General features: G+C 34.7%; 27 protein-coding genes and 1 riboswitch. Of the genes, 10 read left to right on the top strand and 17 right to left on the bottom strand.

All coding sequences use genetic code 11. From position 1 onward, the window contains the following. Window positions 1-146: 146 nt before the first annotated feature. Window positions 147-259, bottom strand: a riboswitch (SAM riboswitch). A gap of 62 nt (window positions 260-321) precedes the next feature. The 3 genes from LCM23_RS14865 to LCM23_RS14855 all read right to left on the bottom strand — a co-directional run bounded on the left by LCM23_RS14865 (window position 322) and on the right by LCM23_RS14855 (window position 3,826). After that, window positions 322-1,881, bottom strand: coding sequence for a fatty acid--CoA ligase family protein (locus tag LCM23_RS14865; protein WP_224937670.1), 1,560 nt, complete (start codon window positions 1,879-1,881; stop codon window positions 322-324). A 210-nt stretch (window positions 1,882-2,091) separates the two neighbouring features. Beyond that, window positions 2,092-3,078, bottom strand: coding sequence for a lipoate--protein ligase (locus LCM23_RS14860; protein ID WP_224937669.1), 987 nt, complete (start codon window positions 3,076-3,078; stop codon window positions 2,092-2,094). A 13-nt stretch (window positions 3,079-3,091) separates the two neighbouring features. Continuing rightward, a complete protein-coding gene (locus LCM23_RS14855) occupies window positions 3,092-3,826 on the bottom strand; it encodes an MBL fold metallo-hydrolase (protein WP_224937668.1) in 735 nt (244 codons plus the stop codon). 158 nt (window positions 3,827-3,984) lie between these two features. Between LCM23_RS14855 and yhfH the strand changes: the two genes are divergently transcribed. Then, entirely contained in the window at window positions 3,985-4,119 is a 135-nt protein-coding gene (gene yhfH / locus LCM23_RS14850) for a protein YhfH (RefSeq protein WP_095369898.1), read from the top strand. Window positions 4,120-4,769: 650 nt separating this feature from the next. On the opposite strand, the gene LCM23_RS14845 is transcribed toward yhfH, so the two are convergent. The 3 genes from LCM23_RS14845 to hemE all read right to left on the bottom strand — a co-directional run bounded on the left by LCM23_RS14845 (window position 4,770) and on the right by hemE (window position 7,466). Next, window positions 4,770-5,348 (bottom strand): TetR/AcrR family transcriptional regulator, encoded by a 579-nt coding sequence (locus LCM23_RS14845; protein WP_224937667.1) that lies wholly within the window; start codon window positions 5,346-5,348, stop codon window positions 4,770-4,772. A 104-nt stretch (window positions 5,349-5,452) separates the two neighbouring features. After that, window positions 5,453-6,388 (bottom strand): ferrochelatase, encoded by a 936-nt coding sequence (gene hemH, locus LCM23_RS14840; RefSeq protein WP_224937666.1) that lies wholly within the window; start codon window positions 6,386-6,388, stop codon window positions 5,453-5,455. Window positions 6,389-6,425: 37 nt separating this feature from the next. Continuing rightward, a complete protein-coding gene (gene hemE, locus LCM23_RS14835) occupies window positions 6,426-7,466 on the bottom strand; it encodes a uroporphyrinogen decarboxylase (RefSeq protein WP_224937665.1) in 1,041 nt (346 codons plus the stop codon). 175 nt (window positions 7,467-7,641) lie between these two features. On the opposite strand from hemE, the gene LCM23_RS14830 reads away from it, so the two are divergent. Next, a complete protein-coding gene (locus LCM23_RS14830; RefSeq protein ID WP_224937664.1) occupies window positions 7,642-8,142 on the top strand; it encodes an antibiotic biosynthesis monooxygenase family protein in 501 nt (166 codons plus the stop codon). A gap of 123 nt (window positions 8,143-8,265) precedes the next feature. On the opposite strand, the gene LCM23_RS14825 is transcribed toward LCM23_RS14830, so the two are convergent. From LCM23_RS14825 to LCM23_RS14810, 4 genes are all read right to left on the bottom strand, one after another. Next, on the bottom strand, window positions 8,266-9,666 hold the full coding sequence (locus LCM23_RS14825) for a hypothetical protein (protein WP_224937663.1): 1,401 nt from the start codon (window positions 9,664-9,666) through the stop codon (window positions 8,266-8,268). Window positions 9,667-9,849: 183 nt separating this feature from the next. Further along, on the bottom strand, window positions 9,850-10,566 hold the full coding sequence (locus tag LCM23_RS14820; RefSeq protein ID WP_224937662.1) for an EcsC family protein: 717 nt from the start codon (window positions 10,564-10,566) through the stop codon (window positions 9,850-9,852). Window positions 10,567-10,608: 42 nt separating this feature from the next. Then, the gene (locus LCM23_RS14815; RefSeq protein WP_224937661.1) at window positions 10,609-11,826 is read right to left on the bottom strand and encodes an ABC transporter permease; all 1,218 of its coding nucleotides are present in this window, start codon (window positions 11,824-11,826) and stop codon (window positions 10,609-10,611) included. Continuing rightward, complete coding sequence (locus LCM23_RS14810) at window positions 11,819-12,559, bottom strand: ABC transporter ATP-binding protein (RefSeq protein WP_095369905.1); 741 nt, start codon at window positions 12,557-12,559, stop codon at window positions 11,819-11,821. Before LCM23_RS14810 ends, LCM23_RS14815 begins: the two co-directional genes overlap by 8 nt. A 568-nt stretch (window positions 12,560-13,127) precedes the next feature. Here LCM23_RS14810 and LCM23_RS14805 point away from each other — a divergent pair. The 7 genes from LCM23_RS14805 (at window position 13,128) to LCM23_RS14775 (ending at window position 18,002) form a co-directional block, all read left to right on the top strand. After that, a complete protein-coding gene (locus LCM23_RS14805; RefSeq protein ID WP_224937660.1) occupies window positions 13,128-13,550 on the top strand; it encodes an HIT family protein in 423 nt (140 codons plus the stop codon). A gap of 301 nt (window positions 13,551-13,851) precedes the next feature. Then, window positions 13,852-14,928, top strand: coding sequence for a 3-phosphoserine/phosphohydroxythreonine transaminase (gene serC, locus LCM23_RS14800; protein WP_224937659.1), 1,077 nt, complete (start codon window positions 13,852-13,854; stop codon window positions 14,926-14,928). A gap of 127 nt (window positions 14,929-15,055) precedes the next feature. Beyond that, on the top strand, window positions 15,056-15,583 hold the full coding sequence (locus tag LCM23_RS14795) for a tryptophan transporter (RefSeq protein WP_224937658.1): 528 nt from the start codon (window positions 15,056-15,058) through the stop codon (window positions 15,581-15,583). A gap of 144 nt (window positions 15,584-15,727) precedes the next feature. Further along, complete coding sequence (locus LCM23_RS14790; RefSeq protein WP_224937657.1) at window positions 15,728-16,102, top strand: YtxH domain-containing protein; 375 nt, start codon at window positions 15,728-15,730, stop codon at window positions 16,100-16,102. 255 nt (window positions 16,103-16,357) lie between these two features. Continuing rightward, on the top strand, window positions 16,358-16,933 hold the full coding sequence (locus tag LCM23_RS14785; protein WP_224937656.1) for an HTH-type transcriptional regulator Hpr: 576 nt from the start codon (window positions 16,358-16,360) through the stop codon (window positions 16,931-16,933). Between the two features lie 243 nt (window positions 16,934-17,176). Continuing rightward, the gene (locus LCM23_RS14780) at window positions 17,177-17,728 is read left to right on the top strand and encodes a DUF3267 domain-containing protein (protein ID WP_224937655.1); all 552 of its coding nucleotides are present in this window, start codon (window positions 17,177-17,179) and stop codon (window positions 17,726-17,728) included. A 94-nt stretch (window positions 17,729-17,822) separates the two neighbouring features. After that, a complete protein-coding gene (locus tag LCM23_RS14775) occupies window positions 17,823-18,002 on the top strand; it encodes a hypothetical protein (protein WP_095369911.1) in 180 nt (59 codons plus the stop codon). Between the two features lie 72 nt (window positions 18,003-18,074). Here LCM23_RS14775 and LCM23_RS14770 read toward each other — a convergent pair whose 3' ends face one another. Both LCM23_RS14770 and LCM23_RS14765 read right to left on the bottom strand, forming a co-directional pair. Beyond that, on the bottom strand, window positions 18,075-18,176 hold the full coding sequence (locus LCM23_RS14770; protein WP_095369912.1) for a YjcZ family sporulation protein: 102 nt from the start codon (window positions 18,174-18,176) through the stop codon (window positions 18,075-18,077). 63 nt (window positions 18,177-18,239) lie between these two features. Next, window positions 18,240-18,329: a YjcZ family sporulation protein gene (locus tag LCM23_RS14765; protein ID WP_095369913.1), complete on the bottom strand. Its 90-nt coding sequence runs from the start codon at window positions 18,327-18,329 to the stop codon at window positions 18,240-18,242. A gap of 281 nt (window positions 18,330-18,610) precedes the next feature. Between LCM23_RS14765 and LCM23_RS14760 the strand changes: the two genes are divergently transcribed. Next, window positions 18,611-19,498 (top strand): peptidylprolyl isomerase, encoded by an 888-nt coding sequence (locus LCM23_RS14760; protein ID WP_224937654.1) that lies wholly within the window; start codon window positions 18,611-18,613, stop codon window positions 19,496-19,498. Window positions 19,499-19,603: 105 nt separating this feature from the next. On the opposite strand, the gene LCM23_RS14755 is transcribed toward LCM23_RS14760, so the two are convergent. The 5 genes from LCM23_RS14755 to LCM23_RS26195 all read right to left on the bottom strand — a co-directional run bounded on the left by LCM23_RS14755 (window position 19,604) and on the right by LCM23_RS26195 (window position 25,557). Beyond that, window positions 19,604-19,792 carry a sporulation YhaL family protein gene (locus tag LCM23_RS14755; protein WP_224937653.1) on the bottom strand — a complete coding sequence of 63 codons (189 nt, stop codon included), beginning with the start codon at window positions 19,790-19,792 and terminating at the stop codon, window positions 19,604-19,606. A 194-nt stretch (window positions 19,793-19,986) separates the two neighbouring features. Continuing rightward, a complete protein-coding gene (gene yhaM / locus LCM23_RS14750) occupies window positions 19,987-20,931 on the bottom strand; it encodes a 3'-5' exoribonuclease YhaM (protein ID WP_224937652.1) in 945 nt (314 codons plus the stop codon). A gap of 71 nt (window positions 20,932-21,002) precedes the next feature. Continuing rightward, window positions 21,003-23,999: an ATP-binding protein gene (locus LCM23_RS14745; protein ID WP_224937651.1), complete on the bottom strand. Its 2,997-nt coding sequence runs from the start codon at window positions 23,997-23,999 to the stop codon at window positions 21,003-21,005. After that, window positions 23,996-25,219: a metallophosphoesterase family protein gene (locus LCM23_RS14740; protein WP_224937650.1), complete on the bottom strand. Its 1,224-nt coding sequence runs from the start codon at window positions 25,217-25,219 to the stop codon at window positions 23,996-23,998. The genes LCM23_RS14745 and LCM23_RS14740 overlap by 4 nt, the downstream gene beginning before the upstream one ends. A 254-nt stretch (window positions 25,220-25,473) precedes the next feature. Then, on the bottom strand, window positions 25,474-25,557 hold the full coding sequence (locus LCM23_RS26195) for an IS3 family transposase (protein WP_224936932.1): 84 nt from the start codon (window positions 25,555-25,557) through the stop codon (window positions 25,474-25,476).

Here is a 25,557-nt window from a genome sequence, read left to right as displayed (position 1 = left end):
TCCTCTAACGCTTCTACAAAAGAAGCATAATAATGTATTTATCAATTGTGCTAAGAATGTTTATCGCTTTTGGTGGTCCAATCAGCCATAAAAAAACCTCTTCCTAAAAGGAAGAGGTAACGTACGCTCATAAATATTTCATTCTCTTCCTATCTTTCAAGCTAAAATACTAGCTTGCTGGAATTGGCACAGTACTTGCGATGCTAAGTCTGTTGCCGAGGCTTCGTAGGGCCAGTCCCTCCACCTCTCTAGATAGTGGTTATTTAATTGATATAGTAACTCTAAAATATTTAGAATCTTTTGTCAACATGTTTTTTTAACTTATGCTTCTTGATTTTCTAAGACCTTTTTCTTTAGAGCACGACGCAGTATCTTTCCTGTTGTATTCTTCGGCAATTCTTCTAAAAATTCTATAGAGGAAGGGATTTTGTATTTAGCTAACTTTTCTTTACAATACGCCAATAAATGTGCCTCCGTTAAATTTTCAGTTTTAGGTACAATATAGGCTAAAACTTTTTCTCCTGTATCCTGATCAGGTACACCTAAAACAGCCGCTTCAACAATGTCAGGATGGTCATAAAAAACCTCTTCTACTTCCCTTGGATACACATTATAGCCGCCAACAATTATCATATCTTTCTTACGGTCAACAATGTAGAAGTATCCTTCTTCGTCCTTCTTAGCTAGGTCACCTGTATATAACCAACCTTCCTTTAAACAGGCAGCTGTTTCTTCAGGCATTTTGTAATATCCTTTCATAACGTTAGGGCCTTTCACAACAAGCTCCCCTACTTCACCTACAGCGACCTCTTCTCCTAATTCATTAACTACTTTATTTTCAACATGAATAATAGATGTGCCAATCGACCCCGGTTTCCGTGGACGATCTAGTGGGTTAAAGCATGTGACCGGAGAAGCTTCTGATAAGCCATAACCTTCAGAAATAACCACATTGAATTTCTTCTCGAAATTTTCTAACAATGCAACAGGAAGTGAAGCACCTCCAGAAATACATAATCTCATAGATTGGAAGACATCAGGGTTGCCTTCAGGATATTGATAAAGAAAATTATACATTGTAGGAACGCCGGCAAAAACAGTTGGCTTGTATTTTTCCGCTAAACGGAAAATTTCTTTCGGACTAAATTTAGGGTCTATTAAGATCGTTGCTCCACTTATTAGGGGTGCATTCAAAGCAACCGTTAAGCAAAACACGTGAAACATAGGTAAGGTTGTAATCACCGTGTCACGTTCATTAATTTGCAAATAGTCCGCGACATCACTCGCATTACTATACAGGTTACGATGAGTTAACATGGCTCCTTTAGGTTTGCCTGTTGTTCCTGATGTATAGAGTATAATCGCGACATCATCGGGTGTCACATCTGCATCAGCAAATGTTACATCCCCATTGGAAACAAGCTCTGAAAACGATTTCAATTTAGGAAATACCGACTTATCTCTCAGAGCTGGAAGTCCACTTGTTTGACCGGTTTCGCAGACAATATAATGCTTAATATCTGTTAATAAATGATGCATTTTTTCTGCTAATGGTAATAATTGCTCAAGCATAATCACCGCTTTTACATCGCCATCTTTTAAAATATAGCCAATTTCTTCAGGCGTATAGATAGGGTTTATCGGTATTACCTTTGCCCCTAGCTTTAACGCACCATATAAACTAATAACAAAATGCGGCGAATTACCAAGTAGCAAGGCAATATGATCGCCTTCCTTTATACCTAATGACGAAAGTCCTGATGCAAACCTTGTTACTTGTTCATCGAGCTCAGCGTATGTACTTGCTTGATCCATAAAATAATACGCATTTTTTTCCCCATTTTCTAAGGCAATCTTGTGAAGCTGACTTGTTAAATTCAAGTTTCTCCCTCTTTCCTGAATGAATAGTCATTCATTTTTATAATATAAATTTTCTAAATTTATTATATTAAAAGAAATTTCAGGATTCAAGTAGTCTACTAAGATCTACACTATTTTTTTCTTTATTAATAAAATAAAAAAGCATAAAAGTTCTTCATCCTTAACGGTGAAAATACTTTCATGCCTTAGTATTCACAGACTGATACAGCTTTAATATACTAAATTCACAAAGTCTTCTATTGTGATATTACCGAAATAATGTTTTATATTTATACCAGCTAGCGCCTTTTCAATTTCACTTTTTTCATAGCGGATGCCTTCTAATTTTTCTTCAATATCGGTTACATCTCCGACACCAAAGAAATCACCGTAAATTTTACATTCAGTAATTTGTCCTTTTGTTACATTCAGTCTAATGTCAATAGAACCTACTGGGAATCTTTTAGAATGCTCATAATCAAATTTTGGTGACTTGCCATAGTTCCACTCCCAATTTTGATATCTTTGTTCTGAGATTTTGTGAATTTCTTCCCAGTCTTTTTCTGTTAGGCGATATTCACTTACTTCACTACCTTCAAAGATATGCTGTAAAATTAATTGTCTAAATTCTTCAATAGAAATTTTTTCCGTTAAAAATTCTGAGATGTTTGCTACTCGGCTGCGAATAGATTTGATTCCTTTTGATTCAATCTTATCCTTTTTCACTTTAAGTGCAGAGACAACATTTTCGATTTCTGAATCGAGCATTAATGTTCCATGACTAAACATTCTCCCTTTTGTGGAGAACTGCGCATTTCCAGAAATTTTTCTCCCTTCTACTGTCAAATCATTTCTACCGCTTAATTCTGCATTTACACCTAACTTGTTTAGAGCAGTAATCACTGGTTCAGTGAATTTCAAGAAATTATGAAAGCTTTCGCCATCATCCTTTGTGATGAAACTAAAGTTTAAATTACCAAGATCATGGTATACAGCACCGCCACCAGATAAACGGCGCACTACATGCAATCCATTTTTTTCAACGTATTCTGTATTGATTTCTTCAATCGTATTTTGGTTTTTACCAATGATGATTGATGGTTTATTTATGTAGAACAATAGATATGATTCATTAATATCTAAATTCTTCAACGCATATTCTTCAATAGCTAAATTAATGCGAGGATCTGTAATTCCTTGATTATCTATAAATTTCATGGTACCCACTCCTTTAAATTTCAAAAGTCATGCCAAAAGCGGCTAGACTAATCGGTCCGTTGTACTCTGTTAAAGCTTCATCCTTTAACGATTCTATATTACCATAATGGGGCAAATGGGTTAATAGAAGATGCTTCACTTTGGCTATTTGTGCTAACCGACCAGCATCATAGCTATTCATATGTCCCGCATTTTTACCTTCTTGATGTCCATAAAAATTACACTCACATAGAAGTATATCTGCTTTATGAGCGAATCCTTCTAACTCTTCTTTATATGAAGTATCACCTGTATATACAATTACTTTATTATCTACTTTTATGCGCATCGCATAGCATAATACAGGGTGGTTGGTCCGTTGAAAAGTAATTGTAAAGGGGCCAACTGTTAATGGTAGGCTTTCTTTAATAGGTACACCTTCTGAGATATTTTTATAATTTAATTTTTGGAATTCATATTCATTTTCATCATGCCCATAAATCGGTAAAATACTTGTTTTTTTTCCTAAGTATCCTTGAATTAATCGAGCGTGTTGAAGTACACCTATATCAGCATGATGATCTGGGTGGTAGTGGGAAAGTATGACTGCGTCTAACTCCTCTGGTTGTTTAATCTCTTGCATTTTGGATAAAACAGCACTTCCACAGTCAATTAATAATGTAAAATCATCATGCTCTAATAAATACCCAGCAGTTGCTTCTCCCACTTTTGGATAACCTCCACATGCACCTATAACCGTTAATTTCATTGCATTTCCCTCCTTTTGATTCATCTCTAACTATACTAAATTATGCCCATTTTTTCATTTTTTCTAATTTGTATTGAAACAGTTGTTGACTATATTAAACTGTTATAATACAATGTAAATATCAAAACAATTCAATTAACGATTAGGAGGCTTCAACCATGGTTCAAAACATTTTAGATTTCTTTAGGAATCTTCCACAAAAGCAATGTACTGAATGCGGGAAGTCCATCGAAGAGCAACATGAATGTTACGGTAATAAGTGTGACCATTGTTTAGGTGTCTCAGATTTGTAGAATGCTAGTTTCCCATCCCTTAAATATATAACATTGGAAGAAGAAGGCGTGCTCCCCTTAGCAAGTCTTCTTTTTGTTTTACTCCCAATTCAACATCTTGTGGCATCCTGTCGACACCACTTGAGTAAATCATTTTTATGGAAAATAGAACATCTCAAATCTATAATAGTAACTTAGAAAAGAAGACAATAATTGCAGATAATGAATAGTAGTAACGAGCATGCTCCGAATTCAACGATCCATCTAGAATGAATGACTTTTGAATCCATGTGTGAAAAGAATAAATACTGTTAAGAAAAATCTCAGCTTGCCATTTCTTTTCCTGTTTTTGATCTGAGTGAGAGGCAAATCACCTTTGCTCAGCTCTCATTTCCAATTTCCGATTTTGAGTGACTTGCAAACTCTATTTGCTCGGCATCATTTGTGTTATTCAAACAGAATGACATATTTAAGGCAGGACCCTTTTACCCGCTGAGTGAAGATTGGTTTTGCTAGAGTAAGCTAATTCTCACAATATTTTACCGCTGCTTAGATTTACCTTTTAAATTAACACGATGCAAATAACTGTTATCTAAAATCACTTTATTAGAAACAAAAAACCAGCCCACACTTGATGTGCGAGCTGATTTGATGATGATTCCATTCTACATTCATGATTTTATAAGCCCTTTAAACACATACCTTTCCATAAGCTCAGCGATTTCACTTTTCGAAAGTGGAGCATGCTGTCTTTCCCAATCAAAAATGAGTGATATGTATAACTTTAACATAATAAAGGCAGTCAATTCAGGGTCGCACGGTTCTATTTCTCCTTTATCAATACCTAATGTTTTTACCTTTTCTCCTATATAAGAAATGATTTCTCTTTCTATTTTGTTCGTCATCTCTATAACTGCAGTGGTCCCCATTTCTTTTCCCTCTTGGAACAGCTTAATTGTTAATTGATGCTCTAGTCTATATTCCAAAATACGATATAGAGCTAAATGTAAATTTTCTTGTAATGATAAATCCGATGACAAAACCTGCTCTGCCTCTATTTTCATTTCTCTAATAAGTGCCGTAATAATTTCATCGAATAATTCTTCTTTATTTTTAAAGAAAGTGTATATTGTCCCTTTTCCTACATTAGCGATTTTGGCTACCTGTTCCATTGTTGTAGCTTTATAGCCAAAAAGAGAAAATGATTTTGTGGCAGCTTGAATAATTAATTGTTTACGGTCAACGGCCATCTACTTCTCCCCTCTCTATGACCAAACTGTTCACATTGTCAAAAAATCCTAAAAAAAGTAACCGCTCCTTTATGAAAATAAAAAAAGCGGTTGCAATCAACTCATTACTTATTTTTCATTCTGTCTAAGACAACTGTTGCTAAAGAATCAATAAACGCTGGATGACTATTTGGCATTTCTGGACGATAGTAGGCAGCTCCTATTTCATCTGTAACCACCTTACATTCATAGTCATTATCATATAAGACTTCTAAATGATCAGCGACAAAACCGACTGGTGCATAAATAAATGCTTTATAGCCTTTTTTTGCATGTAAATCTCTTGTTAAATCCTGCACATCAGGTCCTAGCCATGGGTCAGGTGTATTTCCTTCGCTTTGCCAACCGACAGCAAATTCACGAACGCCAGCTTCTTTAGCAATTAACTCAGCTGTTTCTTGTAGTTGTTCAGGATATGGATCACCATATTCTTTAATCTTTTCTGGTAAGCTATGTGCAGAGACAATTAAAATATATTGATCTCTTTCTTCACTTGACATTTTAGCAATTTGCTTCTTCACACCATCTGCCCAAAATTGAATAAATTTCGGTTCCTTATACCAACTATCGACTGAGTAAATAGTTGGACCGCCAAGCGTCTGAGCTTTATCTTCTGCTCGTCCATTATAAGATTTAATGCTAAAAGTAGAATAATGTGGTGCAAGAACAAGACTGACAGCTTTAGTAATCCCATCATCATGCATTTGTTGAACTGCATCTTCAACGAATGGTTCTATATGCTTTAATCCGATATAAGCTTTAAACTCAAATTGATCTTGAATTTGATTTAAATGCTCTTGAAGTGATAGCGCTTGATTCTCAGTTATTTTTGCTAATGGCGATATTCCTCCAATCGCTTTATAGCGACTCTTTAGATCTTCTAACATCTCTTCCGATGGAGTTCTACCATGTCTAATATGTGTGTAGTAACGTTCAATATCTTCTTCTTTATAAGGTGTTCCATAAGCCATTACTAACAAACCAATTTTTTCTTTATTCATTCTTACACCTCTTTAAAAATGATTACTTTTTCTTTTATTATTTCCCAAATTGTTCCTTAGAATAACTGTGGATAAACGATGTGAGTTTTTTTAATGTCTCAGGATTGACTTCTGGGAAGACGCCATGTCCTAAGTTGAAAATATATCCGGGTTGACTCATTCCTTCATCAAGAATAGTACGGACCTTTTTCTCAATTACTTCCCACGGAGCAAGTAGCAAGGCTGGCTCTAAATTCCCCATCACTGTCTTTGAAATACCTCTTGACCTTGCTTCACTAATTGGCAACCTCCAATCAAGGCCTACAACATCAATTGGAAGGTCATTCCATTCATTCGCTAAATGACTCGCGCCAACACCGAACATAATAAGTGGTACCCCTTCATCTTTCAAGCCAGAGAAGATTTTTTCCATGACAGGTTTAATATAAATACGATAATCTTCTACATTTAATGCACCAACCCACGAATCAAAAACTTGAATGGCACTAGCACCTGCTTTAATTTGTGCTTTTACGTATGTAATTGCCATTTCACCTAATTTATCCATTAGTGCAAACCATGCTTTTGGTTCTGAATACATAAACGCTTTTGTCTTATAATAATTTTTAGAAGGTCCACCTTCAATCATATAACTCGCTAATGTGAATGGTGCACCGGTAAAACCAATTAACGGCACAGTTAATTGCTCTTTTGTTAATAACTTAATCGTATCTAGAATATATGGAACATCTTCTTCAGGATGTATCTCGCCGAGCTTCTCAACGTCTTGCATCGAACGAATTGGTTCATCAATGACTGGACCCACACCAGGTTTTATGTCAACTTTCACACCGAGACTTGGAAGCGGTGACATGATATCCTTGTACAAAATAGCGGCATCATTGTTATACTGTTCTACAGGAAGTCTTGTTACATATGCGCATAATTCAGGTTGATGTGTAATCTCGAACAAAGAGTATTTTTCCTTAATTGCGCGATATTCCGGCTGTGATCTGCCTGCTTGTCTCATATACCACACAGGCACATAATCAGTCTTTTCTCCTCGAGCCGCTTTAAGGAATGTATCATTTATAGTCATTAAATTAAGTCCACCTTTCATTTGCCTTATGTATTTTCCATACAAATAAGCTTAGAATTATTCTTATTTAGTAAATGTTCACATTAACTATAACTTTTTTCGGTGTTTATTGTACAGTACCCGCTTCAAATGTCGAAAATTTGACGTTTTTATCATCAAAATCGAGGTGAAAGTAATGAATCTTTATATGACAAGCGGCACTAAAAATTTTCTACTTCCACTGATGGAAAAATTCAGTAATGAGAATATCGTTCTCATGCAAAATAGTCAGAATACCCTATTAGTACATGAAACAGAAAGCAAAAAAAGTAAGTTTCAACAACCAAAATCTTATCACATCCATGATTCAACTGGAGACCTTCATAGAAGTAAATTTATTGCTATTCAATATATCCCCTTAACTGATGAAGGAAAACCCATTTTCGAATTCAAATTTCAGCAATTCTCTTCAAACTTTACAAATACAAATGGGTTCCAAGCAGCTAGGGTTTTAACTCCGATGAAAGGTCATACTTATGTAATTATTACAGCCTGGGACTCCGAATCTTCATATAAGAACTGGGAAAGTACAAATCCTATAGCAAAAAAAATACAGGAAGAACAAAGTAGTAAGAAAGAATTACTATCAGATCCTGCATATACCAGTTTTTATTATATACAAACGGCAGATAAATAAAAGCTTTCCCACTTAAAAAAAACATCAGTCAATTACAGTAATAGACAAAAACGCTCGCGACGAAATGTTTATAAAAAGGCTGAGGCTACTTCACTTCGCCTCAGCCCTATCAATTTTATATCACTATATTAAAAACATCGCTACAATTGTTGTCACAATCAAGCCAATGACGACAGGAAGAAAATTACGCCTCGCTAACTCAAATACATCCACTTTACATATAGCGGCAACGGGAATCATTGCCCATGGAATTAACGCCCCGCCACCTACCCAAATTCCTGCAATTTGACCTAAAGCAGTTAATGTTGCTGCACCACCACCAATCGCTGTACCAAACAAACTACCAATAGATCCAGCCAAAGATATTCCTGAAAAACCTGATCCATCCAAACCAGTTATTGCTCCTACTACCGTTAATGTAATCGCACCAACTTGTGCAGTTAATGGTACAACAGATGCAAGTGCAACGCCTAAATCGTTGACGATTCCATGTGAATGTTGAGGAAGCTGCTCTCCGATGATTGCCTGAAACCCAGCATCTCCCAAATAAAAGAATGCAGCAATTGGAATCACTGGTCCAAATACTTTAAACCCGAATTGAAATCCTTCGACTAAATAAGTGGTTATTTTTTCGAGGCCTTTTTGTCTATGAGAAAATAATGTAATCGTGAGTAAAATGAGAATGGCTGTACCCCCAATTAAAGCGGTCGCATCTCCTCCTTGAAGGTCGAATAAAAACATAACAACCACATCAATCACAAATAAAATGGGAATAAGAATAGCAAAAATCTTTTTTTGTATAGGTGTAAGTAGGTTTGCTTGCGGTAAATCAGTTGGTAAATCTGTACTTTCCGTCATAGCTGTTGACATATTAAGTTTGCCTGAATTCATATCCCTCTTAATAAAGAAAAACGCTGTTAAGGTGGTCACAACCCCCATAACAATGACGAGTGGAATACTTGCTGAGATGACATCACCAACTGGTAACCCTGCTGCGTCTGCAGTCAGTTTAGGAGCAGCCTGAATAACAAAGTCTCCTGATAATGCTATACCATGACCAAATAAGTTCATTGACATCGCTACTGCTAATGCAGGCAGACCTGCTCTTAAAGCCACTGGTAATAACACTGCACCAATTAAAGCAACTGCTGGAGACGGCCAAAAGAACCATGAAATTCCCATCATTAAAATACCTATTACCCAATAAGCTAATGTTGGTGTTTTAATCAGTTTAGTAAATGGTGAAATCATGACATCATTAATGCCAGTTGATGTTAATGTTTTGCTCATACCTACAATAATTGAGATGACTAATATTGTAGGTAATAATTCCGTAATAGCAAAAATAAAACTGTTAAAAATTCCACTGATCGAAGAATTAATCGAATTCGTTGCTGTGATCGCGATTAAGAATATCCCGACTATACAAATAAAGGTTGTATCTCTTCTAGCGACCATAAATCCAATAATTAACAAAATAAACACAACATAAATCCAATGTATTGCTGTTAATTCGACGCCCATGTTCGTCATTCTCCCCCCTCATCCATTTATTAGGCATCTGCCCTAATGGATTACTTTAAAATATGTTTGGGAGAAAAAGTTGTGTGTATCACCATTCGACATGGCCAATTTTTTTGTCGGAATTCCCCGGGAAATATGTTTTAATAACAAAAAACCACAGAAGTAACATCTGTGGCACTTAGTTCAGTTATTTTGTTGGATTCTTCTTAACCGATAAGCATTTTTAGCGACCGCCCCTAATTGTTCTAATAAGTGAAAATTAGCATATGCACCAACGACCGCACCAATCCCAGGAATCATTTGTAGCATTTTAATTAAGTCAATATGGTCCCTGTATTCTTGTTGAAATACCTGCCAATCCATATCTACAAGTTCTGCTTTCCTATTTTCCCAATCTTCAATGATATCCATTGTTTCTCTGCGTTTATCATCACTTGAAAATGCTAATTGGAAAATATGAAGTAAAAATAATCTTTCTTCATATTCTGAAGTATCAAAGCCATATATCATTGCTGCTTCAAATAGGAACTTCATTTTTATGCTAAGAAGCAGTGGAAAATCGGCTAACCCACCTATAAAACCTACAGCACCTGTTCCTGCTCCTTCAACGGAAGCCGTATTTCTATATTTAATCAACGTCTCTGTTAACTTTTCATCTTGTTCCTGTAATGTAACCACTATTTGAGAAGGTCTCTTTGTTGTATATTCACTCCCCCATAATGTAGCTTTTACCATATGCTTTATCGCATCTGTTATCAAGTGATGAGCTTTTTCTGGGATTAATCCATTGAATTTATCTTGGGCCTGTTTGGAGGTTCTTTTCCATAATCTTGACTTTTTCCGCATTTGATAAAGCCAATCTTTTACTTCTCTTGAGACAGCCTCCTCATAACTCCCCATAATATCACCACACTCCATTATCAATTATTACTTTCTATCAGCTTACGGTTGAGAACGCAATGATTTCATCATATAAAGATATGCATAACCAACGGCTACTGACCCACTTAAGACGAGCACACCAAAACCTACAAAGAAATTCCCTTTTATCATAATGAGTAACGCATAAATGATGGCTTGAATGATCAGCACACGAGCAATTAACCATTTAAATGAATTTTCTCGAATTTTAACATCGACTGGGTATAGATCTATCCATAATTTATTTTGATGTTGTCTCCACAATGGCACGAGTTGAAACCCAGTTAGATAGATAAAAAGCATGGCAATAACAATTTGCGCGATTCCATTATTAATAAAATAAATCAACACACCGCCGATGGCTGTTAAACGGAAAAAGATGCCTAGATAATCTCCCGTTCGGAGAAAAGTTCTTAAGTATAAATAATGAAAGGTGTTTTCCTGCTGATAGGAAACCGATTGTAATAACCAGTCCAACCATTTTCTCCGCTTAATTTGATCACGTAAATGTGGTACATCTGTAAACATATTTGCCACACGATAAAACTTGGCCATTTTTCTCTCTTCCGATTGAATTAAGAATTCCCACTTTAATCCTTTTCCTTTTGTTTTCTGATAAAAATACAAATAAAGTAATAAGAGAATACCTATAGTGGCGATCGTGAACCCAATATGTGCTGAGCTAAATATGAAAAATAACAACGCAACATTAATGACGAATCTAACAAATGAGTCAATTAAATGGGTTGTATAATCCATCTCATATTGGACTCGCCAACGAATAAGCATATTCACACCTTTTACTAACAACAAAATAATTAAAAACGGAAAAAACGAACTGAAATCTCCTTGATTTACACTTGCATACAACGGCATTAACACGGCCAAGCCAATAAGAATTAAGTAGGAGGATAATAAAAAGCTAGTTAAAATTGCTTTCTTGAAATACCTACCTAGTTTATTCTCTAATGGCAGTAAAAACACACGATCTGCTTCTTCTAAAAAGGTATAAATCGGGCTATATGTAACGATAAGACCAAGTAGAATGGCCATAATTTCTGCCACTGGAAAATCCGAAGTGAGCGTTTTTAGCCACTCTTGATAATAATAGGCCACTGTACCAATAAGAAATACCATTACAATAACGATGTGGCCATTGAAAATATATTTTAAATAGCGACTTAGTTCCTTTGTTCTATTCGCTAAGCGATTCTTCCAGATACTTTGTATATCATTCATAATTTTCTTCCTTTGTTAACTGGATATATAAATCATCTAATGTAGCACCAGCCATATTAAATTGTACCCTTAGCTCTTCTAATGTGCCTTTCGCTCTAATTTCACCTTCATGTATGATCACAAAGCGATCACAATATCTTTCTGCAGTTGCTAAAATGTGAGTGGACATCAGGATACCTGCGCCGGTATTTTTCATTTTCTCCATTAAATTCAATAGTGATTGAATTCCGAGCGGATCGAGCCCTACAAAAGGTTCATCAACAATATATAAGGAAGGTTGTACAAGGAAAGCACACATAATCATTACTTTTTGTTTCATTCCTTTAGAGAAATGGGCAGGAAACCATTTTAAGCGCTTTTCCATCCTAAATTCCTTAAGTAACTGTGCTTTTCTTTCTTTTAAGGTTTCACGTTCGAGTCCATAAGCCATAGCTGTCATTTCTAAATGTTCATCTAAAGTTAATTCATCATACAAAATTGGCGTTTCTGGTATAAAGGTATATTGTCTACGATACGCATCTTTGTCACTTAAGAATGTTTTCCCATTAATTGTTATCTCACCTTTATTTGGCTCCATAAGACCAATAACATGCTTGATTGTTGTACTTTTACCTGCGCCATTCAGTCCAATTAATCCTACAATTTCATTCGGTTTGACATCAAAGGAAATACCCTTTAATACGGGATTTCTCGTATAACCACCTGTTACCTCTTTAATATTTAATAAAGTCATTTGATCGACCTTCCTTGTAAAAAGTTATTCTTATTGTAAGTAAATTAAAACCATATTGTAAAGAAAACAACTATTTTTTTGGGTGACGCATATCTCTTCTTATTACGGGCATTCTATTTTATGAAGGGGAATACAAATCAACATTCATTATCTTAATGAATGAACTTGAATGAGGTGTCTACGGCAGACAATAATCTTTCAAACCGATTGTAGCTTCAAATGCAACTATTAAAGGAGATGTTTTTATTGCACAAATGTAATGAAAACGCATTGAGCTTTTTTTAAACATTTAAATCGCTTTACCGAAAGTGGTTTAAATCATCATTTCTAAATGAGGTGTTTATTAAAGATACCAATTACAAGTAGTTTGTGATGGTAGTTATTCAATGCATTTAACAAAACTGTCAAATGAGGTGTTTGTTAAAGAGTATTTCCAAGAGTAGAAGCCAAGAAGCATTCCCCTTCAATTTCGGCAGGATTCTTATGGAATCCTGCTTCTTTTATTTATGATTGGTCTTAATTTATGATAAAATATGGTCAATTCAAGTATAAGGGAGATGAAAAAAATATGAGTGACTGCATCTTTTGTAAAATAGTAGCTGGGGAAATCCCCTCAGCAAAAGTGTATGAAAATGAGCATGTCGTTGCATTTCTAGATATCAGTCAAGTAACCAAAGGACATACGTTGATTATTCCAAAGATTCATAAAGAAAATATCTTTGAATTAGATGAAGAAACAGCCCGTCACGTATTTGAAGCTGTTCCAGCCATTAGCCGTGCGCTTAAAGCAGAGTTCCAGCCTGATGGATTAAACACGATTAATAATAATGGGGAAATTGCTGGCCAAACCGTCTTTCATTATCATATGCACCTTATTCCTAGATATGGCCAAGGTGATGGTTTAGGTGTCGTATGGAAAACACATACTTCAGAATATACGCCTGAAGATCTCCAAAAGATGTCACAGCAAATACATAGTCATTTATCATAAAGCTTTTATCAGGCACAGCAAGATCTGTGTCTGATAAAACCTATTTACAATATTTCTATCAACCTTCCATGTAGTTGTATCTACACTCAAGACCCCAAAGCCAATAAATATATATTTTCTCCTCTCCATCTCACTTTCCTTTAACCATCGTCCTGAAAGAAACCTTACTTAAAATATTTCTAAAAAAATTCAAAATCTTTTTAATTAATTCTGTACAAATGTGTTTTTTTTGATAACATAATGATATCTTTATTTCGCTACAGCGATATAGTACAACATTGTGAATGATGGAGGGAAAAGCATGAAACGAGCATTTAACTTTAATGCAGGTCCAGCAACTTTGCCATTTGCGGTCCTAGAAAAAGCAAAAGAAGCTTGGCTAGATTTTAATGGAACAGGTATGGCTTTAATGGAGTTAAGCCATAGAAGTAAAGATTATGAAAAAGTACATAACAAAGCTATTGCCTCATTAAGAAATATCCTATCCATCCCAGATGATTATGAAGTTCTTTTTCTACAAGGTGGAGCGAGTTTACAATTTTCTATGATCCCAATGAATTTGTTAAAGCCAGATCAGACGGCAAACTATATCCTTACTGGCTCATGGTCAGATAAAGCATTAAAAGAAGCCAAAAAGGTTGGTTCCACCCATGTTGCTGCTTCGACGAAGGAAACGGGCTATCATCGCATTCCTGAGCTAGAGGAAATTAATTTGTCAGAAGATGCAGCTTATCTTCATCTAACGAGTAATAATACGATCTTTGGAACACAATGGCACCAATATCCAAATACACAAGTCCCACTTATTGCAGATATGTCAAGCGATATCTTGTCCCGCCCACTTCAAATAGAGCAATTCGACCTTATTTATGCAGGTGCACAGAAGAATTTAGGACCTTCTGGGGTAACAGTAGTTATTATTCGTAAAGAACTCATTCAAAGTCAACCAGCACTACCTACTATGTTAAACTATGAAACGTTTGCAAAAAATAACTCTTTATATAACACACCTCCAACACTAGCGATTTACCTTCTCTCTCTAGTTTTAGAATGGGTAGAAGAAAATGGTGGGATAGATGCAATAAGCAAGAGAAATGAAGAGAAGTCTTCCCTCTTATACAATATGATTGATAATAGCAATGGCTTTTACATTGGGCATGCTGATGAGAAGAGCCGATCTCATATGAATGTCACTTTTAACTTAAAAAGCGAAGAACTTTCTACCAAATTCCTTGAAGAGGCGAAACAAATAGGATTTGTTGGGTTAAATGGACATCGCTCTGTTGGAGGATGTAGAGCATCTATTTATAACGCTGTTCCATTAGAACATGTAGAAGCTTTAGTATCATTTATGAAGAACTTCAAAGAAAAATATTAACCATAAAATAGATATGTTCATATGATATTTGTGATGTTATAATAAATTAAAGTTCTCGCTGCAAGCAATGAGTGCATTGTAGGAGAATACAGTTCAAAATGAGATTAGCTTGAGGAGAGATGAGAAAATGAAAAGTAAAAATATTGTTGCCCTTGCCCTTTTGGCAGGAATGGGTGTTGTCCTACATGCCATAACTCCGCCGATTTTTATGGGTGTAAAGCCTGACATGATGTTAGTCATGATGTTTTTAGGCATTTTATTATTTACCGACGTCAAAAGCGTTGTTCTTATTGGACTTGTAAGTGGTATTCTTTCAGCCTTGACTACAGGATTTCCAGGAGGACAAATTCCTAATATTATTGATAAGCTGATAACTGCCTTCATATTTTATGGTCTTTTGTCACTGTTAAAAAATATCAGCGCTAAATCAATTGTCGCTATTGTCTTAACAGCGATTGGCACACTGATATCTGGATTTTTATTTTTAACATCCGCTTACATCATTGTAGGTCTACCAGGTGCCTTTATCGGGTTATTTGCAGCAAGCGTCTTACCAACCGTATTATTAAATGCCGGTTTAATGGCAGTATTGTTCCCAATTACAAAATCTATTAATAAACGTACTAAATTAAATGAACACGCGATTCATTTATAAACTTCCCCACCTGTAGTAGACTACAGGTGTTTTTTTTATGTTTAATATAGCTATTAAGCGTGGAATATAAGGGGTAATAGATGTTCTTTTTACTGGATTCATGTATGATATACGTAGACATTAAAATTGAGAGGAGAGTTTAGATTGAAAGCGAAATCACTTTTTTTAGGCTTTGTCGTTGGCGGGGTAGCAGCTGCTGCAGCTACACTCTTTACTGCACCTGCTTCTGGTAAAGATACCCGAAAATATATTACTGTACAATCAAAATCGGCTTCTATTCAAATAAAAGAATTAGGTAAACAACTAACTGATATCAAGAATCAGATCGTCCATGTAGGTGAAGAAGGGAAAGTAGCTCTTTCCACCTTAACCGAAGACGTATCATCTTCCATTAAACAATGGAAAAGTGAAATACTTCCCCATCAACAAAACTTACAACAAGAAATCGCAAATATTGAAAAATCAATAGCTGAATTAGAACAAACCTTAAAACATGCCAATCCAATGGACAAAGAATAAATAGCCTTCTGTTTTACAATCCTTCTTTTTTCTCTAATTATTTTAGAAAAAAAGAAGGATTTCTTATTTTAAAAAAGAAATCTAATATATTATGTTATAAAAATGGTTTGCTTTAAGATTATGCCAAATGCTAACAGAAGTATTACTCCTAAAAACAAGAAACAAAATCTAAAAATTATGCAAATTAATATCTTTATTAATTTTTGCTTTATTGGCATAATAAATATACAATAATAAAAAAGTAGGTGAAGCGAAATGTCAGAAACGAATTTCTCAATCAAGGAAGCCATGCTTTTCAGCCAAAGGGTTGCTCAATTGAGTAAAGCTTTATGGAAATCTATTGAAAAAGATTGGCAACAATGGATTAAACCATATGACTTAAATATCAATGAACACCATATTTTATGGATTGCTTATCATTTAAATGGCGCATCCATTTCTGATGTAGCGAAGTTTGGCGTTATGCATGTATCTACCGCATTTAATTTTTCTAAAAAGCTTGAAGAAAGAGGATATCTTGAATTTTCAAAAAGAGAAAGTGATAAAAGGAATACTTACATTAAATTAACGGATAAAGGTGAAAGCGTTTTTCTAGAATTAATGGAAACATATCATCCAGATAAAAATTCTGTTTTTTCAGGTGCGATGCCTTTAAAAGAATTATATGGAAAATTCCCGGAAATCATTGAAGTGATGGCCATTATCCGCAACATTTACGGAGATGATTTTATGGAAATATTCGAAAAATCATTTTCAAATATTGATAACGAATTTGAGGAAAAAGATGGTAAACTATTAAAGAAAAAAGAATATACAAAAGAATTAGTATAATTTTGTACGATAAAAGCGGAATTATAAACAAACTTCTCCGCTTTTTTATTTTGGTATAAAAGACAATATGTTCATTAAATATAAAATAAAATAATGAAAACCCTTACATCCCTTCACTTTTATGTTGAAATTTAACAATCATTTTTTTATCGAAAAAATGGTATTGATTTTTCTTAAAGAGGAGAGTAAAGTAGTGTTTGAATTTAAAACATGAGCGCTGAACTGCGAGGGATTATTTTGTTTATGAGCTGTGTAAAGGAGATAAATGTTAACAAGCAGTATGGACAATTATGGTTGGACTTCATGTCTGCTATACTGGCATTTACAGTCTTTATTATCACATATTTACCAATGAATTATTTGTTTCCTGATACAGTGATTAATACAGAAAGTTTAAGTATCTTCACCCTCTTTCTGATTGGATTGTATCCTGTCCATAAATTGATTCATTATATTCCATTAATGCCGGTAAATAAAAATATAAAGAAATCGTTGGAATTACGATCAAAATGTGTACCCATGATACAATTAAAAGTCAATGAACCAGTACCTAAATTGATGTATCTAAGTGCTTTAATCGCACCGATACTATGTATTAATGGAACACTTTTATTGTTAATGTTATCATTTCAACAATATGGAGCGTTTTTCATCATTCTTTTATCTTTGCATATTGGATTATCATGCCGAGATTTAATCTATATAAAAATCGTAATGAATACACCCAAATTTTCATATATTGAAGAGAATGAGGTTGGACTCAATATATTAATACAAATCAAAGAAACTAGATAAAATCCATTCTTCCAACCTTTTATACTATCTTTTTATGATTATTTTTGATATTGTAAAACAATAGACTACGATTGACTAGGGGAGGGAATCATCGATGATCTCCATTTTTATTATTTTTGCTGTATTTATTCTATATAATATTAACAGACTTACTTTTTCCTTATGTTTACAAAAGGAAATTCCAGAGGAGAAACAACCGAAAGTATATCGAACAATTAATGTTTTAATTACGATACTGCTTATTTCTTCCTTTGTTGAAATTGCATTTACTTAAAATAAATGTAAAAAAAGCGGCGAGATTTTCGCCGCTTTTTCTCTGTATGGAAAAGCTTGAGGTATGAATTAATTAGCAAACCCAAGAAGCTCCAATAATTACTAATAAAATGAAAAGGACAACGAGTAAAGCGAAACCTCCACCGTATCCAAATCCTCCACCGCCGTGTGACATGGATTTTCCTCCCTTCTATCGTCCGTTATAAGTTCTTTCTTTATTGTCTTATAACGCTATTTTTTATAACCAAGCAGCACCTACGATGACTAATAGAATGAAAAGAACAACAATTAAAGCGAAGCCTCCGCCGTATCCAAATCCTCCACCCATGATAACACCTCCCTTATTAGGTTGTTACCACATACTATTCAAACACTCTGTCGTGCGAATAGGCGCGTATCTCGTCTTTTTATATTTTCTATAAACTTCTTTGGACGAAATATCATTTTCAATTTCTTTATATCCTATGTTGGACTCTCTAGAATGGTTAGTCTAATACCCAAAATTTTCTTAAATAAACCTAATTTTGTAGTAAATATTTTTGTTAAGGAAATGATTTGTGTTATAGTATTTACTGTGTATATACAACAATAAACGTGGGAGTGTTCAACATGAAAAAATGGATTTTATCCCTTTCTGTTGCAACAGGTGTATTAGTTTTAAGCGCTTGTAGTTCAGGAGATTCTGAAGTAGTAGTCGAAACAGGAAACGGAAATATTACACAAGAAGACTTTTATCAAGCCTTGAAAGAACAATATGGTGAACAAGTTCTTCAAGAACTCGTTTATGAGAAAGTCCTCTCAGAAAATTATGAGGTTTCCGAGGACGAACTTAATGAACAAGTAGATACAATGAAAGAACAATTAGGTTCTAACTTCCAATTAGCACTTGCACAATACGGTATGGAAAGTGAAGAGGACCTAAAAGAAATGTTAAGAACAGGTCTAATGCAAGAAAAAGCGGCAATTAAAGATGTTGAAGCTACCGAAGAAGAAATGAAGGAATACTATGAGAATTATAAGCCAGAAATCCAAGCGCGTCATATTCTTGTAGCGGATAAAGAAACAGCTGAAGAAGTGAAAAAGAAATTAGATGATGGCGAAGACTTTGCAAAAGTGGCGGAAGAATATTCAACTGATACCGCATCTGCTGCCAATGGTGGCGATTTAGGTTGGTTTGGAGCTGGCCAGATGGTTGCAGAATTTGAAGAAGCTGCCTATGCATTAGAAGTAGATGAAATTAGTGATCCTGTTGAATCACAACATGGTTTCCATATCATTCAAGTAACTGACAAAAAAGAAAAAGAATCATATGAAGATATGAAAGAAGAAATTGAATATCAAGTGAAAGTAGCGAAAGTTGATAGTACGATTATTCAAGAAGCAATGCAGAGGGAATTAGAAAATTCAGGTGTGGAAGTAAAAGATAATGATTTTAAAGAGTTATTCAAAGCTCCTGAAGCAGAAGCCGATGATGCAGAAACAAAAGAAGAACAATAACATAAAAGACCTGGTTATATGACATAACCAGGTCTTTTCTTTGGTCTCAAAACCATTAGACTATTTATGTGTATATTTTCTTTCGTATCTATGGTTCAACCTTTATTATCCTTCTTGCCTTTCATATTGTTCTCGTTTGTCATCCCTAGCGGATTCTAACCTTTGCATATAAACTTCACCTTCCTGCTCAATTTGAGCATTTTCCGCCTTTCTTTCATCCCTACCTGTCTTAATCGCCATAAATGCACTAATGAAAATACCTGCAATCACAAAATAAAGCCATATAGGTACCATTGGACTCCTCCTTACTCTCTTATTAGAAAATATGTCTGCTCGTCCCATAATATGCAAAAAATTTTTCATAACCATTTTGCTCACCTTACTCTCATTTCCATAGTCATGACGAACACATACACCCGACTGTTAAACCGCAAAAAAAAAGCAAGATATGTGACATTCTTACATTCCACATACTTGCTTTTTCTCATTTATTCATGAAAAGTCGGCTTATAAAATGCCCGATTATCTAAAGCAAAAACTCTTTCAGTGTATTCACCTGGTTTGACTCTAGATAATGATCGGTCAAGCATATTCATTTTCGCATCTAAATTATCAATATAATGAATGATTTCCGCTTCTTTAATTAAAGGCGGTTTCGGGCTACCCCATTCTGCTTTACCATGGTGAGACAGAACAATATGCTGTAAAATAACGACCTCTTCTCCTTGAATTGATAGCTCCTCAGCCGCTGTCTCAATCTCACTAACCATGATGGAAATATGGCCGAGTAAGTTTCCTTTTACTGTATAGGTTGTGGATATAGGGCCAGATAGCTCTGTAACTTTACCTAAATCATGCAGAATGATACCTGCATATAATAAATCCTTATCCAATGTAGGGTAAAGGTTTGCAATCGCTTTAGCGAGATCTAACATTGAAACAACATGATAAGCTAAACCTGAGACAAATTCATGATGATTTTTAGTCGCTGCAGGATATTCTAGAAACTCAGCTTGATATTTCTTTAATAAATGTCTAGTGATTCTTTGAATATTTGGGTTTTTCATTTCAAAAATGTATTGTGTGACTTTCCCCATCATTTCTTCAGCGTCAATAGGAGCAGTTTCTAAAAAGTCCGCTAACTTTACCGTATCGTTTTCATTTGACGGACGAATCTGTCTTATCCGTAGCTGTTGTCGTCCACGATAATTTAAGATATCTCCCGCCACTTTGACAATTGTTTCTGGCACGTAATTATTTTCATCCTGTTCGGAAACATCCCAAAGTTTTGCTTCGATATCCCCACTTTTATCTTGAAAAATCAAAGTTAAAAAAGGTTTACCGTTACTTGCCACACCTTTTGTAGCATTTTTTATTAGTAAGAACAATTCAACCTGCTCTCCTGTATCGTAATAAACGATTCCTTTAGTCATCGTTACACCTGCCTCCTCTAAGTCTTACCTTTAAGTAAAAGTATACCATATCTATTTTACAGCCTTCATTTTTAAAAGCTTGTTGCTGTTTGTAGTTCACTTAAATCAATCACTTCATCCCCGTTAAAACTTTGCAACATGCCTTTATGACAAGTAAAGAAAATAATCTGCTGCTCTTTACCTCTTAGTACTCGCATGACTTCTTCCACTCTTTTATGATCAAAGTTCACAAATCCATCATCAATTATAAAAGGGAGCTGATACCGATGGAACACAATTTCTGCCAAGCTCAACCGCAAACTAATATAAAGTTGCTCAGCTGTTGATTGACTTAACGATCTTGGCTCAAAAAACATCCCTTCCTTATGCTCTAATAATAAATGGTCTTTGTCGCTATCATAAAAAATCCTCTTATATTGACCTAATGTTAAATCAGAAAAATACCTCTCAGCTTTCTTTAATATTTTAGGGAATTCTTCTTCTTTAAAGGTGTTCACCGTTTCAGATAGTAAGCTCTTTGCTGTTGCATACACGGCCCATTCCTTTGCCAACTCATTCCATTCTGCTTTTAATTGTTTGTATTTGTGTAATAGTTCAGCATAAATCCCACCTTCTTCTAATTGCTTAATTTCATAAGAAAGATGATGTAGTATTTCTTGTTGCTTGGTAATTCTTTCTTTCCTCGTATCAATGCTTATTTGGTATTCTTTTAAATGTTCTTCTGTCGGTCTTAATTCAACATATTTATTTAATGTCTCTTGTGATAAGTTTGTCATATTTAACTTTAATTTTTCGGTCCGTAGCTCTTCTTTAATGGCTTGCTTCCTTTTAGCAGCCATCCCTTTTTCTTTAAAAGCTATGATTGAAGACACATCAGCTTCTTCTAGTAACGATTGAACATGCTTTTCTCTATTTGCTATTTTCTCGTCTATAATCGTAATATCTGATTGGATTGATTCTTTTATTTCCTTATTTTTTTCAAAGTTTGCAAGTTTGTTTCTTTCTTTATCGATGATATCTTTTAACTGAATCACGCCATCAGCATATGAGCGTGGTTCGATAACCACTAACGAGAAATAATGAGATAGTTTCTCCTCTATATTAGTAATAGATTGGCTTAAGTCATCCAATTTCGTTTTCTTTATCTTCTTTTTTCTAATCGTGCCCTTCATCTCTTCAATCAATAAGAAGGCATCAAGTAATTGATTTTTCATAGTTGATTTATTTAATTTATATGGCTCGGCAATGAGATCTATCTTACTATCAATTTCTCTCATCTCACCTTCCCACACTTCATATGCGGCGATGATTTTTTCATACTGACTATTGACATAATCTAATCGCCGAGCGTATTCTGCAACTTCGGCTTCTTGCTTGTTATCTCTTTCAATTTGCTGCTTCCATTCATCCACCTGCTCCTTAGCTGCGATGGGCTCATCTCTTTCTAATACCACTTTTTGTTGTCTTAAATAATCCAATTCATCCTTTATTCCATCAGAGTAGACTGCCTTCTGTTTAAAAAAAGAACTAATAAAGGTAAGACAGATTCCCCCAATCGCTAATGCTTGGATGAGGAATGAAGCTTCAATAAATCCCCATATGCCAATGAAAATAAATAATAATATAAGTGAACTTATCTTCATATATTCAATTTTTTGGGCTTTCTTATCCTTAGTAATTGCTTGTTTATGTTTCTCCGTGAGCAATTGTATATTGACATTGATTTCAGTTAATCTCTGATGGTGACTTTCCTGTTGCTCAAAAGTAGTGATTTGTTTAACAATGTTTGCTCTCTCTTCCCTTGATAGTAACTTCTTTCTACTTTCATTTATTTTATTTTCTAATTCATTTAATTCAGTTCTTATAGTCTCCGACTCTTCATCCAATTGCAATTTTCTATCGGTCAACCGCGACTTTTTCTTCATTACATTAGAGATGAGCTCTTTTTGAAACATACTCGTATCAAAAGATAAAATTTCTTCCTCAGATATTTGCATATGCAGCTTATCTGACATATGCTGCAATTCTTCCTCCAAAGCTTTTATTTCGAGTTGCCATTCGTTCATCGTCTGCACTTGATTCTCTCTGACAGTATTCAGTTCGCAAACAGCTTCGATTTCTGCTCTATTTTCAAGTATTTGCTTCTGTAACCCTGCATTCATTAATTTTTCGTCAAGGTTACTTCTTTTCATGATGAGTTCATTTCTTTGGTCTTCTAATACTTCCATATTCTGTTGTATAGCATCTAATTGCTTTAACCCATCTATTGGAAAGTCATCTACGTCTAATTGCTTTTCTTCATCTAGTAAACTTAAATAATGAAGATATACTTCCTCAACCGTAAACCATTTCCTTAAAGAACTTAGCATCGCTTCTAACTGTTCCACTTCTTGTTCAAGTAGTTCGTTACTATGAATTAATTCTTCTTTTTTCTCCGTTCGTTCTTTATAAAGGTTATTCGTTTTTTCCGCTTTTTTTAGATTTTCATATGCTTTTTTTAGCTCATTTAAACCGCTGTTTAAAACTGGCTTTGTTCCAGATGGCTTAAAACGCAAATCCAGTTGCTTTTGCAAATATTGTTCTGCCTTTAAAATGCCATCTGTTCCAACTACCGCGGAAGAAAATAAAAAATGCCCTAAATCTTCTTTACTAAATGATTGCACATTTTGAATATCAAACAGGTCAAAAGAAAAGATTGCTCGGTATAATGATTGGTCCATCCCTTGGAGCAATTCCTCTAATAACGTAGAACCACCGCTTCTTCCAGAACTGAGCACAACGTTCACTTCATCTGGTGTTCTTTCCTTTACTCTCTCAATCATTGCTTCATGCCCATCTGGTAAAGTGACAATTAATTTTCCACCATATTGATTACTATTCTTAGGTTTATAATTTCTTTCATTTCCTTTTTTAGATGGAAAACCAAATAACATACTATGAATAAAAGACATTAGTGTTGATTTACCCGCTTCATTTTGCCCGTAAAAACAATGAAAATCGTTTAACTGTTCAATTTTGATATTTTCCCATTTACCGTAACCATAGATCTCCATCCCTTTAAGCTTCATTCGTTCACCCCCTCCACTAATAGTTCAAGTAACAATTGTTTTGCATCTGCAACAATTTCTTTTTGATCTGTTAGTGATAATTCATCTATCCATCGACTTGCTTGTTTATGTCTATATAATGGGGATAATGCCTTCAGAACTATTTCTTCATTTGCAAGATCTAACATTTCTTTATAAAAAGGTGACTGACTTCGTAAACTTTCCTCATCCCACACTAACTGCTTTTTAACTTTTAACTCATTTACCCAAACGAAGGATTGTTGTATTCGTTCAGTTTCTTGGAGAAATTCTATTAATTCACCTGACCGAATGGCTTTTTCTTCTATTTCACTCATACTTAAGTGTTGTAATTCTAATTTAAGTATAATGGCTTTTCCTTCTCTTCTTTTTGATTCTAACAATTTGATACAATTTGATAATAAAACCTCAAAAGAATTGAATGAACTACAATCAAGGACCACTTCATCCCAAACCACATCATTTGTCTCAATAAATCGCTTCTCGCAAATATGCTCTTGTAATTCTATTAAATAACAACCCTTTATACCTGTTTCCTTTTTATGTCTTCCTTGTATATTTCCTGGATAAATAATTGGTGGTACTGTATTGATTTCAGCTCTTTTATGTATATGACCAAGGGCCCAATAATCAAACTGCTTTTCTATCAAGTCAGAAATCGTAAACGGTGCATAGTTCCCGTGTTCTGTTAATCCTTCCAAATTGCCATGTAAAATGCCGATATGATAACCAGCCGCTTCTTCTTTCTGATAAAGCTGAACCATTCTTTCATCGACATGTCGTTCTTTGTAACTAAAGCCATAAAGATGAATAATTGTATCGTTTTTTTGAAATCTAGTTACTTCTGGTATTTCACCAAAAATAAATACATTCTCTGGCATCGTTAATTTAATCCACTCTCCACCAAGATGATCATGGTTACCATGAACAATAAATGCACGAATGCTAGCCTTATGTAAACGTAACATCTGTTCTCGCAAGATGTTTTGTGCCTTTATACTCCGATCGCTTGCATCGTATAAATCTCCCGCTAAGATAACAAAATCAACTTTTTCACTTATTGCAACATCAATGAGCTTAATAAATGAACGAAATGTACTTTCCTTTAACCGCTCAAATATGAAGTCGGGTAAGTCTTTTAATCCAACCATCGGGCTGTCTAAATGTAAATCTGCAGCATGAATAAATTTGATAGGCTCCATTTTTTATCCCTCTTACATTTTTCTTTTATTTTAACGCAAACCAAAAGCGAATGCACGTTCTTACTTGATTGATCGTAGAATTGAAATTCAGAAGACTCAGCTCAGTCTCTTGTTCACCTTAATGGTAGTTTTGCCCTTTATATCAACTTGCTAAATACTAACCATCATGCTTATTTAAGAAATATTCGTTTCTTATCGCATAAAAAAAACCGGACGCATTGGTCTTGCCCCTGTCAAGTAGACAACATAAAAAGCTAAGCAGTGAGCGCGTGTCGATATTCAATCGGCGCGCGTTTCTTTAGTTTCTTTTGTCTTCGTTTGTAATTGTAATGGTAAAT

Origin of the sequence: Cytobacillus kochii, from assembly GCF_020171845.1 — a bacterium.
GTDB lineage: Bacteria > Bacillota > Bacilli > Bacillales > Cytobacillaceae > Cytobacillus > Cytobacillus kochii.
The sequence above is the reverse complement of the archived record's forward strand: the minus strand, read 5'-3'. Positions and strand labels throughout refer to the sequence as shown.

Coding starts and splice junctions, on each gene's coding strand:
- LCM23_RS14860 (WP_224937669.1), bottom strand. CDS start 3,078: ATGAAATTTATAGATAATCAAGGAATTACAGATCCTCGCATTAATTTA.
- LCM23_RS14855 (WP_224937668.1), bottom strand. CDS start 3,826: ATGAAATTAACGGTTATAGGTGCATGTGGAGGTTATCCAAAAGTGGGA.
- yhfH (WP_095369898.1), top strand. CDS start 3,985: ATGGTTCAAAACATTTTAGATTTCTTTAGGAATCTTCCACAAAAGCAA.
- LCM23_RS14845 (WP_224937667.1), bottom strand. CDS start 5,348: ATGGCCGTTGACCGTAAACAATTAATTATTCAAGCTGCCACAAAATCA.
- hemH (WP_224937666.1), bottom strand. CDS start 6,388: ATGAATAAAGAAAAAATTGGTTTGTTAGTAATGGCTTATGGAACACCT.
- hemE (WP_224937665.1), bottom strand. CDS start 7,466: ATGACTATAAATGATACATTCCTTAAAGCGGCTCGAGGAGAAAAGACT.
- LCM23_RS14830 (WP_224937664.1), top strand. CDS start 7,642: ATGAATCTTTATATGACAAGCGGCACTAAAAATTTTCTACTTCCACTG.
- LCM23_RS14825 (WP_224937663.1), bottom strand. CDS start 9,666: ATGGGCGTCGAATTAACAGCAATACATTGGATTTATGTTGTGTTTATT.
- LCM23_RS14820 (WP_224937662.1), bottom strand. CDS start 10,566: ATGGGGAGTTATGAGGAGGCTGTCTCAAGAGAAGTAAAAGATTGGCTT.
- LCM23_RS14815 (WP_224937661.1), bottom strand. CDS start 11,826: ATGAATGATATACAAAGTATCTGGAAGAATCGCTTAGCGAATAGAACA.
- LCM23_RS14810 (WP_095369905.1), bottom strand. CDS start 12,559: ATGACTTTATTAAATATTAAAGAGGTAACAGGTGGTTATACGAGAAAT.
- LCM23_RS14805 (WP_224937660.1), top strand. CDS start 13,128: ATGAGTGACTGCATCTTTTGTAAAATAGTAGCTGGGGAAATCCCCTCA.
- serC (WP_224937659.1), top strand. CDS start 13,852: ATGAAACGAGCATTTAACTTTAATGCAGGTCCAGCAACTTTGCCATTT.
- LCM23_RS14795 (WP_224937658.1), top strand. CDS start 15,056: ATGAAAAGTAAAAATATTGTTGCCCTTGCCCTTTTGGCAGGAATGGGT.
- LCM23_RS14785 (WP_224937656.1), top strand. CDS start 16,358: ATGTCAGAAACGAATTTCTCAATCAAGGAAGCCATGCTTTTCAGCCAA.
- LCM23_RS14780 (WP_224937655.1), top strand. CDS start 17,177: ATGAGCTGTGTAAAGGAGATAAATGTTAACAAGCAGTATGGACAATTA.
- LCM23_RS14775 (WP_095369911.1), top strand. CDS start 17,823: ATGATCTCCATTTTTATTATTTTTGCTGTATTTATTCTATATAATATT.
- LCM23_RS14770 (WP_095369912.1), bottom strand. CDS start 18,176: ATGTCACACGGCGGTGGAGGATTTGGATACGGTGGAGGTTTCGCTTTA.
- LCM23_RS14765 (WP_095369913.1), bottom strand. CDS start 18,329: ATGGGTGGAGGATTTGGATACGGCGGAGGCTTCGCTTTAATTGTTGTT.
- LCM23_RS14760 (WP_224937654.1), top strand. CDS start 18,611: ATGAAAAAATGGATTTTATCCCTTTCTGTTGCAACAGGTGTATTAGTT.
- LCM23_RS14755 (WP_224937653.1), bottom strand. CDS start 19,792: ATGGTACCTATATGGCTTTATTTTGTGATTGCAGGTATTTTCATTAGT.
- yhaM (WP_224937652.1), bottom strand. CDS start 20,931: ATGACTAAAGGAATCGTTTATTACGATACAGGAGAGCAGGTTGAATTG.
- LCM23_RS14745 (WP_224937651.1), bottom strand. CDS start 23,999: ATGAAGCTTAAAGGGATGGAGATCTATGGTTACGGTAAATGGGAAAAT.
- LCM23_RS14740 (WP_224937650.1), bottom strand. CDS start 25,219: ATGGAGCCTATCAAATTTATTCATGCTGCAGATTTACATTTAGACAGC.